At 58.5% G+C, this 14698-nt stretch carries 11 protein-coding genes; 6 read left to right on the top strand and 5 right to left on the bottom strand.

Going from position 1 to position 14698, the window contains the following annotated elements; translation table 11 throughout:
* Nucleotides 1-16 precede the first annotated feature (16 nt).
* Nucleotides 17-1402, bottom strand: coding sequence for a dipeptidase (locus AC2FIB_RS14445; protein ID WP_496842290.1), 1386 nt, complete (start codon nucleotides 1400-1402; stop codon nucleotides 17-19).
* A gap of 333 nt (nucleotides 1403-1735) precedes the next feature.
* Here AC2FIB_RS14445 and hemA point away from each other — a divergent pair, with 333 nt between their 5' ends.
* From hemA to ispG, 3 genes are all read left to right on the top strand, one after another.
* Nucleotides 1736-2959: a 5-aminolevulinate synthase gene (hemA, locus tag AC2FIB_RS14440; protein WP_496767004.1), complete on the top strand. Its 1224-nt coding sequence runs from the start codon at nucleotides 1736-1738 to the stop codon at nucleotides 2957-2959.
* Nucleotides 2960-3088: 129 nt separating this feature from the next.
* Nucleotides 3089-4303 carry a helix-turn-helix domain-containing protein gene (locus AC2FIB_RS14435; protein WP_496842289.1) on the top strand — a complete coding sequence of 405 codons (1215 nt, stop codon included), beginning with the start codon at nucleotides 3089-3091 and terminating at the stop codon, nucleotides 4301-4303.
* Nucleotides 4304-4374: 71 nt separating this feature from the next.
* Nucleotides 4375-5496, top strand: coding sequence for a flavodoxin-dependent (E)-4-hydroxy-3-methylbut-2-enyl-diphosphate synthase (ispG, locus tag AC2FIB_RS14430; protein ID WP_108860386.1), 1122 nt, complete (start codon nucleotides 4375-4377; stop codon nucleotides 5494-5496).
* A 26-nt stretch (nucleotides 5497-5522) separates the two neighbouring features.
* On the opposite strand, the gene AC2FIB_RS14425 is transcribed toward ispG, so the two are convergent.
* The 3 genes from AC2FIB_RS14425 to AC2FIB_RS14415 form a co-directional block, all read right to left on the bottom strand.
* On the bottom strand, nucleotides 5523-6593 hold the full coding sequence (locus tag AC2FIB_RS14425; RefSeq protein WP_496735811.1) for an agmatine deiminase family protein: 1071 nt from the start codon (nucleotides 6591-6593) through the stop codon (nucleotides 5523-5525).
* 61 nt (nucleotides 6594-6654) lie between these two features.
* Nucleotides 6655-7413, bottom strand: a complete 759-nt coding sequence (locus AC2FIB_RS14420) for a DsbA family protein (RefSeq protein ID WP_108860388.1) — start codon at nucleotides 7411-7413, stop codon at nucleotides 6655-6657.
* Entirely contained in the window at nucleotides 7410-8792 is a 1383-nt protein-coding gene (locus AC2FIB_RS14415) for a M48 family metalloprotease (protein ID WP_496735809.1), read from the bottom strand. Before AC2FIB_RS14415 ends, AC2FIB_RS14420 begins: the two co-directional genes overlap by 4 nt.
* Here AC2FIB_RS14415 and AC2FIB_RS14410 point away from each other — a divergent pair.
* The 3 genes from AC2FIB_RS14410 (at nucleotide 8791) to AC2FIB_RS14400 (ending at nucleotide 13823) form a co-directional block, all read left to right on the top strand.
* A complete protein-coding gene (locus tag AC2FIB_RS14410; RefSeq protein ID WP_496735808.1) occupies nucleotides 8791-9954 on the top strand; it encodes a pyridoxal phosphate-dependent aminotransferase in 1164 nt (387 codons plus the stop codon). The genes AC2FIB_RS14415 and AC2FIB_RS14410 overlap by 2 nt on opposite strands.
* A 66-nt stretch (nucleotides 9955-10020) precedes the next feature.
* Nucleotides 10021-11241 (top strand): N-acetylmuramoyl-L-alanine amidase, encoded by a 1221-nt coding sequence (locus tag AC2FIB_RS14405; RefSeq protein ID WP_496842288.1) that lies wholly within the window; start codon nucleotides 10021-10023, stop codon nucleotides 11239-11241.
* A 95-nt stretch (nucleotides 11242-11336) separates the two neighbouring features.
* A complete protein-coding gene (locus tag AC2FIB_RS14400) occupies nucleotides 11337-13823 on the top strand; it encodes a penicillin-binding protein 1A (protein WP_496735805.1) in 2487 nt (828 codons plus the stop codon).
* Here the strand turns inward: AC2FIB_RS14400 and AC2FIB_RS14395 are convergent.
* The gene (locus AC2FIB_RS14395; RefSeq protein ID WP_496735803.1) at nucleotides 13817-14650 is read right to left on the bottom strand and encodes an aminoglycoside phosphotransferase family protein; all 834 of its coding nucleotides are present in this window, start codon (nucleotides 14648-14650) and stop codon (nucleotides 13817-13819) included. The genes AC2FIB_RS14400 and AC2FIB_RS14395 overlap by 7 nt on opposite strands.
* Nucleotides 14651-14698 lie beyond the last annotated feature (48 nt).

Below are 14698 nucleotides of genomic sequence, written 5' to 3'. Positions count from 1 at the left end.
GAGCCTCGCAAGTATTTTATTTATTCAATGCATCCAGAATGCGCGCCCACGAGCGAATACCCTTGTGGAAACTTTTCACGTCATATTTTTCGTTCGGTGAGTGGATGGCGTCATCGTCATTGGCATAGCCGACGAGCATCGAGTCCAATCCAAGAACCGAATCGAAATAGCCAACCACCGGGATCGAGCCGCCCATGCCGGTAAAGACAGCCTCGCGGTCCCATTCATCCGACAGCGCGCCGCGCGCGGCTTCGAATTCCGGGCGGTCGAGGTTCATGACCGACGCGGGCGAACCTTCAAGGTCGTTGTCCCAGACAACTTTCGCGTCGGGCGACAGGCAATCTTCGACATGTTTACGGACCTTGTCGCGCAGGGCATCGGGGTCCATGTCGCCGACCAGCCGGCAGGTGATCTTGCAATGTGCTTCGGACGGGATCACGGTTTTTGATCCCGCGCCATTGTAGCCACCCCACAAACCGTTCACTTCCAGTGTTGGACGCGCCCACTGCTGTTCCAATGTGGAATAGCCCTTTTCACCATGGGGTTGCGAATAGCCAACCGAGTTCAGGTATTCCGCCTCATCAAAACCGCAGTTTTCCCATTGGCGCAGCTGCTCGGCGGGCACTTCGTGTACACCTTCGTAAAATCCGTCAACGGCCACGCGACCGGTTTCGTCATCGTAGAACGAGGCGACGATCTTCGACATCTCACGCAGCGGATTCAAGCCCGGGCCGCCATAGTGGCCGGAATGCAGATCGATGCGTGGGCCGATGATAGTGAACTCATCCTTGAGCATGCCGCGCAATTGCGAGGCGATGGAGGGCACGCCACGCGAGACCATCGAGGTGTCGCAAACCAGCGCAAGATCGGCTTTCAATTCGTCTTTGTTGGCTTCGAGGAACGGCACCAACGAGGGTGAGCCGGATTCTTCTTCGCCTTCGAAGAAGAACGTGATGCGGCAGGGTAGGGTGCCGTGGATCGCCTTCCATGCGCGGCAGGCCTCAACAAAGGTCATCAACTGGCCTTTGTCATCCGACGAGCCGCGGCCGCGGATGACCTGACCGTTGTCAGTATCTTCCAGCGCTGGGTCGAACGGGTCACGGTTCCAAAGCTCCAGTGGATCAACAGGTTGCACGTCGTAGTGGCCATAAAACAAAACATGCGGGCCGTCGCTGCCCTCGCCCACATGGCCAACGACCATCGGGTGGCCCGGCGTTTCGCGCTTTTCGGCCGTAATGCCGATGCTTTGCAGGTCTGTGACCAGCCAGTCGGCGGCCTGATCAACCTGCTCTTTGTAGGCTGGGTCGGTCGAAATCGATGGGATGCGCAGAAATTCCATCAAACGGTCGATGGACGTGGACAGATCGGTGTCGATCCTGCTCAGAACAGCGTCTAGTGACATGAGCCTCTCCTGAATGGCGTGAACTGGTGCGGAACCTATCAGCACCGGCGGTGCCGTCCAGTGCGTATCGACGGGATTTGGGGTATACTATCGGAAACGGGACATGTGACTTTGGAACGCCTGCGTCGTTTCCTCGCGTCTGATGGCCGTAACTTTACTTGTCCCGTGGCAAGATCAGGGATAATTGATGCAAATCAATGTCGCGACTCCGACAATGCCGCTACTCAAGGCATTCAAGGGGAAGCAAACCGCAGAGACAGAATGTATGGTCATCTGGGGGAGTAACGGGTTCGGCAACCAGCAGGTCAATGCCGGGCACAGAAGGAGAAACCGGTGGACTATACTGCTCAGCTCGATTCAGCGATTGCCAGGCTGCATGACGAAGGTCGTTACCGGACCTTTATTGATATCGAACGCCAGAACGGTCATTTCCCGCATGCTGTACGGACGCGTCCGGACGGCTCGCAGCAGAATATCACGGTGTGGTGTGGAAACGACTATCTGGGTATGGGCCAGAACCCGGTTGTTCTGAATGCTATGCATGATGCCGTTGATGCTGCCGGTGCAGGTTCCGGCGGAACGCGCAACATTTCGGGCACCACTGTCTATCACAAGCAACTTGAAGCTGAGTTGGCGGATTTGCACGGTAAAGAAGCGGCGTTGCTGTTCACCAGCGCGTACATCGCCAATGACGCGACGCTCAGCACGTTGCCCAAGCTGTTCCCGGGCCTGATCATTTATTCTGACGCGCTGAACCATGCCTCGATGATTGAAGGCGTGCGCCGCAATGGCGGCGACAAGCGAATCTTCCGTCACAACGACGTCGCGCATCTGCGCGAGCTGCTTGAGGCCGACGATCCTGCGACACCCAAACTGATCGCTTTCGAGTCGGTATATTCGATGGACGGCGATTTCGGCCCGATCGAAGAGATCTGCGACCTGGCAGATGAATTTGGCGCGCTGACCTATATCGACGAGGTGCACGCGGTCGGCATGTACGGTCCCTGTGGTGGAGGCGTGACCGAACGTGATCGCTTGGCGCATCGCATCGACATCATCAACGGAACATTGGCCAAGGCTTATGGCGTGATGGGGGGCTATATCGCCGCCAGTGAGAAAATGTGTGACGCTGTGCGTTCTTACGCGCCGGGTTTCATCTTCACGACATCGTTGCCGCCGGCCGTTGCCGCAGGTGCTGCCGCATCTGTCGCCTATCTGAAGGGTGCGTCGGAATTGCGCGAGCAGCACCAGACTCAGGCCAAGGTGCTCAAGCTGCGACTGAAAGGGATGGGTCTGCCGCTGATTGATCACGGCAGCCACATTGTACCGGTGATCGTTGGCAATCCGGTGCACACCAAGATCCTTAGCGATAAGCTGTTGGATGACCATGGAATCTACGTCCAGCCCATCAACTTCCCGACCGTGCCGCGTGGTACGGAACGCCTGCGTTTTACCCCGTCACCGGTCCACGGACCGGGTGAAATGAACCGACTGATCCATGCGATGGACGAACTTTGGTCACATTGTGCGCTAAATCGCGCCGAACTTGCAGGATAACCTCACGCCAAAGTGTGCAATGCATTTGTCGCGTGTTAAGCTTACGCTAACAAAAGAGACGCACGAATCGTTAGGTAGGCGATTCGCCGTTGGCGTGTAACACGCGTAAGGCAGAATGGGGCAGCAGGAATGATTGGGCGCAGATCACAGCGCGATTCCGAACAAGACACGGACGTCCGGCCAAAGGGCTTTGACGACTATGAGGTGCGGCTTGGCGACAGGATGCGCGGCGAACGCGCGACGATGGGCAAGTCTCTTCTGGATGTTCAGCGCGAACTGCGGATCAAGGCCAACTACATCGCTGCCATTGAAGACGCTGATCCTGATGCGTTTGACACACCCGGCTTCATCGCCGGGTATGTGCGTTCTTATGCGCGCTATCTGGGCATGAACCCGGATGATACTTTTGCCACCTTCTGCGCCGAGAGCGGCTTCGAAGTTGCCCATGGTATGTCAGCCGAGGCTTCGGTTGTGCGCAAACCATCCGGCGGGTTGCCCGCGCGGGGTCCGATGGGGCGCGATCCGTTCATCTCGCCGAATACACCTTACATTCCAGGTAGGGAATCTCTGGTCAGCCAGATTGAGCCGCGCGCCATTGGGTCGTCTCTGGTCCTGCTGGCGGTGATTGGTGGCATTGGCTATGGCGGTTGGGCGGTATTGAACAAAATCCAACAGGTTCAGGTGAGCCCGGTTGAACAGGCCCCGGTGGTTCTGTCCGATCTCGACCCGTTGGATGCAGCCCGCGCTCCGGTAGAACTTGCCGAAGCAGCAGAATCCACAGCACCGACCCCCGAGGCGCTGGATCGTCTTTATCGCCCACAGGCGCTGGATGTTCCGGTTCTTGTGGCACGTGACGCGCCGATTGCCACATTGGACCCTCGCACTGTCGGAACGTTCCGCCCGCCAGAGGCGCCCCGGATCGAAGTGGCCGAGGTGCACACAGTTGAACGCCTCGCATTGCCGCAGGTTGTTGAACAAGTTGATACCGCACTGAAAATCGTGGCCGTTGCGCCATCGTGGATGCGTATTCGCGCCGCCGATGGAAGCGTTCTGTTTGAAGGCACATTGGGCACGGTCGAGCAGGGCAATACATTCGAAATTCCGCTGACCGAAGAACCACCGCAACTGCGCGCAGGGGCTTCGGGTTCCGTTTATTTCTCGATGAATGGTGAACATTTCGGGCCTGTTGGCGCGCCGGGCACGGTGACCAAAGGTGTTCTGCTGTCCAAGGACGCGGTTGCCGAACGCTATGAGATCGCCGATCTGGAAGCCGAACAGAACAGCGCCCTCAAACAATTGGTGGCCGAACTTCAGGCGGAAGTACCTGAAGCGCCGGCTGAGTGATCTGGCCATTGCGGTGGCCGGGTAGGCGGACTATTTAAAGACGCAACTCAGGCAGCTTTGGACCCGTCCTCATGTCCCTTAATCATGTCCGCCCGTGGCGCAATATCTACCGCCGCAAATCTCGCCAGATTATGGTTGGGAATGTTCCGGTCGGGGGCGACGCACCCATTGCTGTCCAGACGATGACAAACACCCTCACAACGGACGTTGCCGGGACCATTGCGCAGGTTCAGGCCGCAGCAGAGGCGGGTGCCGATATCGTGCGGATTTCCGTCCCTGATGAGGCGTCATCGAAAGCACTAAAAGAGATCGTGCGCGAAAGCCCGGTTCCTATCGTGGCCGACATCCACTTTCACTATCGGCGCGGTATCGAAGCTGCCGAAGCGGGTGCCGCATGCCTGCGCATCAACCCGGGCAATATCGGGGATGAAAAGCGTGTGAAAGAGGTTATCAAGGCCGCGCAGGACCATAATTGCTCGATCCGCATCGGGGTGAACGCCGGTAGTCTGGAAAAGCACCTGCTTGAGAAATATGGCGAACCATGCCCCGAGGCGATGGTCGAAAGCGGATTGGAGCATATTCGCATCCTGCAGGACAACGACTTTCACGAATTCAAGATCAGCGTGAAGGCCAGCGACGTTTTCCTGTCCGCAGCGGCCTATCAGGGTATTGCCGAGGCCACGGACGCGCCGATCCACCTTGGCATCACCGAGGCCGGCGGACTGGTGTCTGGCACCATCAAATCGGCCATTGGGCTGGGCAATTTGCTGTGGATGGGTATTGGCGACACGATCCGCGTCAGCTTGTCTGCTGACCCGGTCGAAGAGGTCAAGGTGGGCTTTGAGATACTCAAATCTCTGGGCCTGCGTCATCGCGGCGTGAACATCATCTCGTGCCCCTCCTGCGCGCGGCAGGGCTTCGACGTGATTAAAACGGTCGAGGCGCTGGAACAGCGGCTGGAACACATCAAAACCCCTATGAGCCTGTCGATCATCGGCTGCGTAGTGAACGGGCCGGGTGAGGCGCTGATGACCGATGTCGGTTTCACCGGCGGCGGGGCCGGATCGGGCATGGTTTATCTGGCGGGCAAGGCCAGCCACAAGATGTCCAACGACCAGATGATTGATCACATCGTCGAAGAGGTCGAGAAGAAGGCGGCGGAACTGGACGCCGTGGCTGAGGCGGCTGAATAGTTGATGTCACTGATCCTTGGGTCTTGTTAGACGGCGGGCATTTGTTGCGTTGCGCAGTGAATACCGCCACCAAATTCGCCTAGAATATCAACGTTTAGTGCCACAACTTCGCGCCTCGGGTAATGTCGGGACAGGGCATCGCGCGCGATGGTGTCGGTTTCTTTGTCACCGAATTGGGCCATGATGACCGCGCCATTGCAAACATAGTAGTTTGCATAAGATGCCACGAACTCTGGATCTTTGACCCGCCGTCTGACTGGTTCCGGAATGACCTCTACTTGTAAACCTTCCGCGACCAATCGGTCATGCGTGTCCAATGCCGCAAGGTGGAAGGGGTCCTGAAAATCAGGTTCGTCCGGAAGGTTGACCAGAACACGACCCGGGCCAGTAAAGCGCGCCAAACTGTCGATGTGGTAGTCGGTGATGTCCTCGCCCCAAACACCCTCGGACCAAATCATGCGGTTTGCTCCGTAGGCGGCCAAAAGTTTGGCTTCGATCTCGTTACGGGACTGGCCAGGGTTGCGATTGTCATTCACCCATGAGCTTTCATGCGCAATGAGCAGGCCGTGCCCGTCTTGCTCAACACCTCCACCTTCACCGTTCAGGCCGGACGGAAGGAGCGGCAGGCCCAGTCGCTCGGCAACGCGACCAGCGACACGAGCATCCTGTTTATGGGCTTGCTTCTTACCCCAGCCATTGAACTGGATTTTGCGGATGGCCCTGTCGCCGGCGTCTGAAATCACAAAGATCGGTCCGGAATCCCGGCACCAAAGGTCTTCGGTTGGGACGTCCCACAATTCAACTTCCGTTGAAAGTTTTTCACGTGCTGCCGAATGGTGTTCGGCAGCAGCCAGCATCGTCACCGGTTCAAATGCCGATATCGCATTGGCGATATCGGCGATCGTTTGCTGCACCAGATTACGCAAGTAGGTATCTGGATACACGTTACGGCTTACCGGCCACTGCATAAAAGTGCGTTGGTGCCGCGTTTCTTCTGCGGGAACAAAATAGCCCAAACCAGCTTGGGCAAAAGGTTGCTGTGTGACGCTCATTAACCCAATCGCCCCGCCGGACAGCAGAACTTCCCTACGCTTCATTGTGAAAACCTTGTTAGACTATTGGGTGACGAGCACCTGAGCGAGAGATGCTCTTTGTTGATCAGCCCTGTTCTGCGCGCACACCGTCCGCAATCTGCTTCATCTGATCCGCTGGCAGGAAGCCGCGCAGCATTTCGGTGCCCAGAACAAATGAAGGTGTTCCCGAAATCTGCATACGCTGCGCCAAGGCACGGGTCTGACCGATTTCATCCGTAACCTGCTCGCTGTCCATGGCCGCAATGATCGCATCGCTGTCCAGGCCCAGGCCATCCGAGATACGGCGCAGGGAGACTTCGGAAGGCTCTCCACCGAATTCCATCAGCGCGTCATGGACCTGTTTGTAAGCGTCAGCGCCGGCCACATGTTTCGTTGCGACCGCAAAACGCGAAGACAGGACCGAGGCGTCGCCCAAGATCGGGAATTCCTTGATTACAAGGCGGATGTTGCCATCTTCGGCCAACAGGCTCGCGACTTCGGGCACGGCGCGGCGACAATAGCCGCAGCGGTAGTCCATGAATTCGACCAGCGTGATGTCGCCATCGGGGTTGCCGCCAACCCAGCTATAGCCGTCGTTGAACAGCTCGTCCGCATTCGCGGCGACCAGTTCCTTGTCAGCAGAAGCTTCGGCCACAGCGTTGCGCTGTTCAAGAATGTTGATCGCTTCGATGATCACTTCGGGGTTTTCCAGAAGGTACTCGCGCACCTGCACACCGAACTGTTCGCGTTCGGCATCGCTCATGGTGCTCAGGTCCAGGGCCTGCGCAGGGCCGGTGATCAGGGAAAGCCCCAGAAGGGCGGGTGCAGCATGTCTGAGGATCATTTCCGGTTCCTTTTCTTTTTCTTCGCTCGTTCCGAGGCAATCAGCACATCCTGTGCCCGTTGCCAACCAGGTGAACCTTCGGGCAATTGCCCGACGGCGCGTTTTGCGTGAATGCCTGCATCGACCAGGCGGCCTTGCAGGGCATAGCGTTCTGCGGTCACAACCGAGGCCATGCCGTTACTTCCGACCTTTGCGTAAGCCATTCCAAGATCCTGCATCAGTCGTGCATTGCGATAGTCCCGCGCGCGCGCCTTTTCAAGCACCTTCAGGGCGTCGGCCGTCTGCCCATCAGCCAGCAAGGCGCGCCCGTATCCCGCCAGAAGCAATGGATCATTCGGGGACATCACAACTGCTTGGTCGTAAGCTTTAATTGCGTCGGGCAACTTTTTGTTTTCCAGCAGAATTTGCCCTTTCAGCTCATAAAAGAACGGATCATCGGGCCGGATTTCCAGCGCGCCGTCGATTGCGGCCCTTGCGCGGGCCAAATCGCGGTTCTGATGATGGGCGGCGGCTTCGCGCATCAGGCGGATGTCCTGCGCGCTTTCCTCTTTCAACCGGCGCAAGGTCCAGCCCGGCGAACGCAGGAAGGCCGATAGCTTGCCCTTGACCCGCGCAAACCAGTAATCGGCGTTGGGATTTGGTGACGCGTGATCACTAAACTCGCCCACAAACGCCTCAGCGGCACGCAGCCGTTCGCGGCTGGTGGAGTGGGATCGCATATAAGGGTCTTGGTTGGCAGTGTTCAGCAACTCTTGACCAGCGAATTTTTGATGCAGGGCGACCATCCCGCTGGGCGAGATCCCGGCCGCGCGCAGGTAGCTGGCCGAACTGCGGTCGGCTGATGCCTCTTCGGCCCGTGTGTGTCCTAGGAAACTGCGCAGGGCAGACGCGGATGTGCCGGCGGCGATTCCCGCTGCGGCCTCGCCACCACCTGCGGCTGCGGCGATCAGGGCCAGCGCCGTGCCCAGCTGGGCTTTGCGCTGCGCGGCGCGCATGTTTTCAACCCGTCTGGCAAGATGGCCATTGGCGATATGGGCCGCCTCATGCGCGATCACGGCCTGCAGCATCTCGGGGCTTTCGACGGTCAGGATCAGCCCGTAGTTTACGTATATCGCGTTGTAATCAATGACAAATGCGTTGAATGTACTGTCATTGACGACCAGAATTTTCACCCGATTGGTGTTTAGCCCGGCGGCTCGCAGAATGGGAAAGGCCAGTTCGCGCAACCCGTGCTCGATATCGGGGTCGCGAATCAGGCTTTGAGCGCTGGACTGAAACGCACTGCCCATCCATGTCACTGCAATCAGCAACAGGGCCGGGATTGACGCCAGCCTGGATAAGCGTTCAAAAGCCATGGCTGCAACATGGGAGATGGGCATGAGAAACTCAACCCGATCCGGGGTCGATCCCTTCATCGTGATGGACGTGATGGAGGCCGCGCGCCGCGCTGAAGAGGCAGGGCGGCACATCATCCATATGGAGGTCGGCCAGCCGGGGACGGGCGCGCCCAAGGGGGCCGTTCAGGCCTTGGCCAAAGAAATGGATCAAGGTCCGTTGGGCTATACCGTGGCTTTGGGTCTGCCCGCGCTGCGGCAACGGATCGCAAGCCTGTACGGTGAGTGGTACAACGTCGATCTCAACCCCGACCGCGTCGTGGTTACACCAGGGTCGTCCGGCGGGTTTCTGCTGGCATTCACTGCCCTGTTCGATAGCGGCGACCGCGTGGGTATCGGCGCGCCGGGCTATCCGTCTTACCGGCAGATTCTGAAAGCGTTAGGTCTGGTCCCTGTCGATCTGCCCACTGCACCTGAGAACCGGCTGCAACCCGTGCCATCCGATTTCGCAGGGCTCGACCTGCAGGGCCTGATGGTTGCGTCGCCTGCGAACCCCACGGGCACGATGCTGGATCACAGAGCCATGGGTTCGCTGATAGACGCCGCACAGGGGCAGGGCGCTTCGTTCATCAGCGATGAGATTTACCATGGGCTGGAATATGAGGCCAAGGCCGTCACCGCGCTGGAGCTGACTGATGACTGCTATGTGATCAACTCGTTTTCCAAGTATTTCTCGATGACTGGGTGGCGCGTTGGCTGGATGGTGGTTCCCGAAGATCAGGTGAGGGTGGTTGAGCGGATCGCTCAGAACATGTTCATCTGTGCGCCGCACGCCAGCCAAGTGGCTGCGCTGGCGGCAATGGACTGCAACGATGAATTGCAGGCCAATCTGGATGTTTATCGCCGCAACCGCCAATTGATGCTGGACGGGCTGCCCAAGGCCGGTTTCACCAATATCGCGCCGCCAGATGGGGCGTTTTATGTCTACGCCGACGTCTCGGACCTGACCGACGACAGCCGGGCCTTTGCGGCCGAGGTGTTAGAAAAGGCGTGGGTAGCCGTCACGCCGGGGCTGGATTTCGACCCGCTGCGCGGTCATACAACGCTGCGGTTCTCGTACGCGCGATCGACGGCGGACATCGAAGAGGGCCTGCAGCGCCTGCACCGCTTTATGGCGGATCGCGGTGCGATCACGGAACAGGCCTGAGCCGTTCACAACGGGCCCCGGATGCGATAGAGTGCCAGACAAACGATCTCGGGAAAACTTGAGGCCATGAGCAGGATCATTTACGCCATTGCGCTGTTTTGGGCGCTGTCGACTGCTGCAGTCGCGCATGACTTCAGCGCGCTTGCGCGCGTGTTGCCGGATGACAGTCGCATTGTGGACGAAGGTCGCGCAGGGGTGAGGGTCGATCTGGGCCTCAGCCAGGGCGTTCCTTACCGCGTATTCACATTGCAAGATCCCTATCGCATGGTACTTGATTTTCAAGAGGTTGACTGGACAGGACTTGACCGCGAAGCGCTTCTGCAAACCGATCGTATCAGCGGTGTTCAGTTCGGCGCGTATGTTCCCGGGTGGTCTCGGATGGTTCTGGAGCTTGGCGCGCCTTTGGCCGTCGACCGCGCCGAAATGAAAATTGATCAAACGGCTGGAGGCGCGCAACTGTCGCTACTTCTGCAAGGAACCGATTTCGATTCATTCGCCGCTGGCGCAGGCGCACCCCGTCAACAAGGTTGGGATTTGCCCGAACCCGCGGTGACAGCGACCCGGCCGCGCCAGGGCGGGGCAGGCGCGTTGCGGGTCATGCTTGACCCCGGCCATGGCGGTATTGACCCGGGGGCCGAGGCGGACGGATTGGACGAAAAGACCCTGATGCTGACCTTCGCGCGCGAGCTTCGCGAGCATTTATTGCGGACCGGAGGGTTCGAAGTGGTGATGACGCGGGTTGATGACCAATTCGTCTCACTCGAACGGCGCATCGCGCTGGCGCATAGGGCCGGTGCCGATGTGTTTATCTCATTGCATGCAGATATCCTGTCTGAAGGGCGGGCGCATGGTGCCGCAGTTTATACTTTGTCGGACGAAGCATCTGATGTGGCCAGTGACAAGCTGGCGGAACGTCATGACCGCGGTGACCTGATCTCGGGGATCGATCTGAGTGGTGCGGATGACCAGGTCGCCGATATTCTGCTGGATATCGCGCGGCAGGAAACCAAGCCCCGAACTGATGCGCTGGCCCGTGCGCTGGCTGATGGCATGACACAACAGGGCGGCCCGATGAACAGCAGGCCGATCCGCACGGCTTCATTCTCGGTTCTCAAGGCAGCGGACATTCCTTCGGTTTTGGTCGAGCTTGGATTTCTCTCCAGCCCCCGGGACCTGCAGAATATCAGAAACCCGGAATGGCGCGTTGGAATGGCGCAGGGGATTGTCGATGGTCTGCAGAAATGGCGACAGGACGACGTGATCAAAAGATCCCTGATTGGTCAGTGACCCTGCGACGTAAACCGGCTATTATTGGCCATCGTGTTTTGACCCTGCGCCGGGCCATCACTATATAGGCGTCACCGCGAGTAAAAGGCAGTAACGTGATCCGTTTCATTCTTTCGATTTTCGGGGCGATCTTCAGCCTCGTGACATTGGGTATCTTCATGGCCGCGCTGGTCGTCGGCGCGATCTTCTGGATGTATGGGCGCGACCTGCCCAGCCATGAATCGTTGGCGCAGTACAAACCGCCCACGATCAGCCGAATCTATTCGGGCGAAGGCCAGTTGATCGACGAGTTCGCGCAGGAACGTCGCCTGTTCACACCGTCCGAAGAGATTCCCGATCTGGTGAAGCAGGCGTTTATCTCGGCAGAGGACAAGAATTTCTACACCCATCAGGGTTACGATCCGCGCGGTATCATTGCCGCTGGCGTTGAGGCGGTGAAGTCCAAGGGTGAAACCGTTCGCGGTGCATCGACCATTACACAGCAGGTGATGAAGAATTTCCTGCTGTCCGGCGACCGCCGCGCCGAGCGGAAAATCAAGGAAATCATCCTCGCCACGCGGCTTGAGGATACGCTGGACAAGGAACAGATCCTCGAACTTTACATGAACGAGATCTTTCTGGGTCAAAACTCTTATGGTGTGACCGCCGCCGCACAGACCTATTTCAACAAGACCCTGCAAGAGCTGGAGCCGCACGAGGCCGCGACATTGGCCGCGATGCCGAAGGCGCCGTCGGACTATCATCCGGTTCGGCAAAAAGAGCGTCTGCTTGCACGTCGGGACTATGTTTTGCGCGAGATGAACCAGAATGGGTATATCGATCAGGCGACCTATGAGGTCGAAGTCGAAATGCCCCTCCGCTCGGTTCAGAATGGCGATTTCGAAAGCTTCCGCACCGCGCTGCCGCCGCGTGACTATTTCACCGACGAGATACGCCGCCAGCTGAGCGACGATTTCGGCGAGGGTGAGTTCTTTACCGGCGGCTTTGCTGTCCGCGCCTCGGTTGACGAAGAAATGCAGCTTGAGGCTGCCAAGGCCCTGCGTACCGCATTGCAAAAATACGACCGCTCGCGCGGGAAATGGCGCGGGACAGGTGAGGTTATTGCGGAAGAAAAACTGACCGACGAAACTCAGTGGCGCGAAGCGTTGGCCATCATAGAAATCCCCCGGGACGTTGTGCTTCCGACGCAGTGGTATCCGGCTGTTGTGATGAACGTGGGTGAACAGCAATTGACCGTGGGGATCGAGGACGGCCCGGCCGATGGCATCATCCCACGTTCCGATATCAAATGGATGCAAGGTGATTTCGCAGCGAACTTCAAACGTGGCGACGTCATTCTGGTTATGGCCGGGGAAGAAGGCCAGTGGTCTGCACGTCAGGTGCCTGAAGTGCAGGGTGGCTTTGTTGCGATGGACGTGAACTCGGGCCGTGTTCTGGCGATGCAGGGTGGGTTCTCGTATCAGGATTCGGTGTTCAACCGCGCCACGCAGGCGCAGCGCCAACCGGGTTCCAGCTTTAAGCCTTTCGTCTACGCGGCTGCGCTGGACAGTGGTTATAGCCCCGCAACTATCGTTGTGGATGCCCCGATTGAGGTGAACACCCCCCAAGGGCTGTGGCGACCCAAGAACTCTTCGAACAAGTTCTATGGTCCGACGCCGCTGCGCACCGGGATCGAACAATCGCGGAACCTGATGACCATTCGTCTGGCGCAAGAGGTGACCATGCCGGTTGTCGCCGGCTACGCGGAACGGTTTGGCGTCTATGACCGTATGGGCGCGTTCCTGGCGAACTCGCTGGGGTCGGAAGAAACCACGCTGTACAAGATGGTCGCCGCGTACGCGATGTTCGCAAATGGCGGTGAGCGGGTCGAGCCCACTCTGGTTGACCGTATTCAGGATCGGTTCGGCATGACGATCTATCGCCATGATGACCGTCAGTGCTTGGATTGTAACTCGGCCTGGCTTGAGCCGGACGAGTCGCCCACTATCGAGACCAATCGCTCTCAGGTCATGGATGCGATCACCGCCTATCAGTTGACGTCGATGATGAAAGGTGTGGTGGATCGCGGGACCGCGTCCAGTGTCGTCAATCTGCCGGTGCCGACTGCAGGTAAAACAGGTACGACGAATGAATCCAAGGATGCGTGGTTCATCGGCTTCACCTCGAACATCGTTGCTGGTTGCTATATCGGTTATGACCGCCCGCGTCCGATGGGGCGGGGGGCCTATGGGGGCACGCTGTGCGGACCAGTGTTCCAAAGCTTCATGGAGAAAGCGGTCGAAAAATACGGGGGCGGTCCGTTTGATGTGCCCGAAGGCGGCCACTTCATCAAGATCGACCGCTTCAGTGGCGCGCGCCTGCCTGCCGATGCTTCCGGTGACTATGTTGTGGCTGAATATTTCCGCGATGGCGTCGACGGCTTTATCGACCGGGTCTATGACGGTGGCTTTGCTATGGGCTCCGACCTGCCTCTGTTCGAAGAGGCCAGCTCGGGCCGTCAGGTTACCACGTCGACTGGCAACACAATCACTGTTGGCCCCAACGCCAGCCAGGGCGATCTGCAGGGCGGCGGTCTTTACTGATCCGCTGCCTGCAGGAGCAGGTTCAACAGGTCTTCTTCCGCGTCATTTGTGACGTTGCCATCTGCGCGCCAGAAGATTGACAGAGCACATTTTGCGGCTGCCCATTTGGCAAGCCGTCTTTCGTTAACCCGCATGGCGGTCGCGTATAGTGCCAGACCGGATTCAATCTGTTCAGGTCGGCGAACCCACGATGGCATGCCTTTGGGGTGGCGTAGGGCATTGGCCAGCTCGAATGCCGGGTCGCCGATGTACCCCTTGGCGTCAAAGACCCGAGGCCCGGCGAGTGTTGCGATCACGTTGTCATGATGCAGATCCCCGTGCCGCGGAACAACCATATCCTGCGTGTCCAGAAGGTGACGGCCAATGCTGATCGCCTGCATCATGTCGTGCCGTAGCCTGGTCGGGCAATCGTCCGAGAATTGACAGTCGAAAACTGGCGCGAAGACTTCCTGAAGCGGTTTCAGCCGGGTCGTGTCGATGGTCGGCCTTTGGTGCAGTCGATCCGCTGCCGTCGCCAGGCCGCGCACTGCTTCATCCGGGCGACCTGACCGCGCGATATCCCCAAGTGACGGTCCTTCAAGCCATTCCGTCAAAACGGCGTTGGGGGCCTCGGCCAGTATGTGCACAGCACCCCGGTCACGCCACAGGTGCATCAGGTGCGGGCCAACTGTTTCATTGCCACGGTTTGGGCGGCGATAGATCTTGAGGGCGGCAAGCGTGTTGTCCAAAGTTCGGACCTTCCACACTTGTGCATGCCCGGTATTTGCGACGGGCTGTGCGTCTTCCAAATCCCATCTGGTCAGAAACTCGTTCAACGCGTTTTGCATTCCGTCTCGCCTGTCTTGTGGTGGCCCGCGCCTCTTGCTATCACGCAG

The organism is Ruegeria sp. YTSA072 (genome assembly GCF_059610285.1).
The sequence above is the reverse complement of the archived record's forward strand: the minus strand, read 5'-3'. Positions and strand labels throughout refer to the sequence as shown.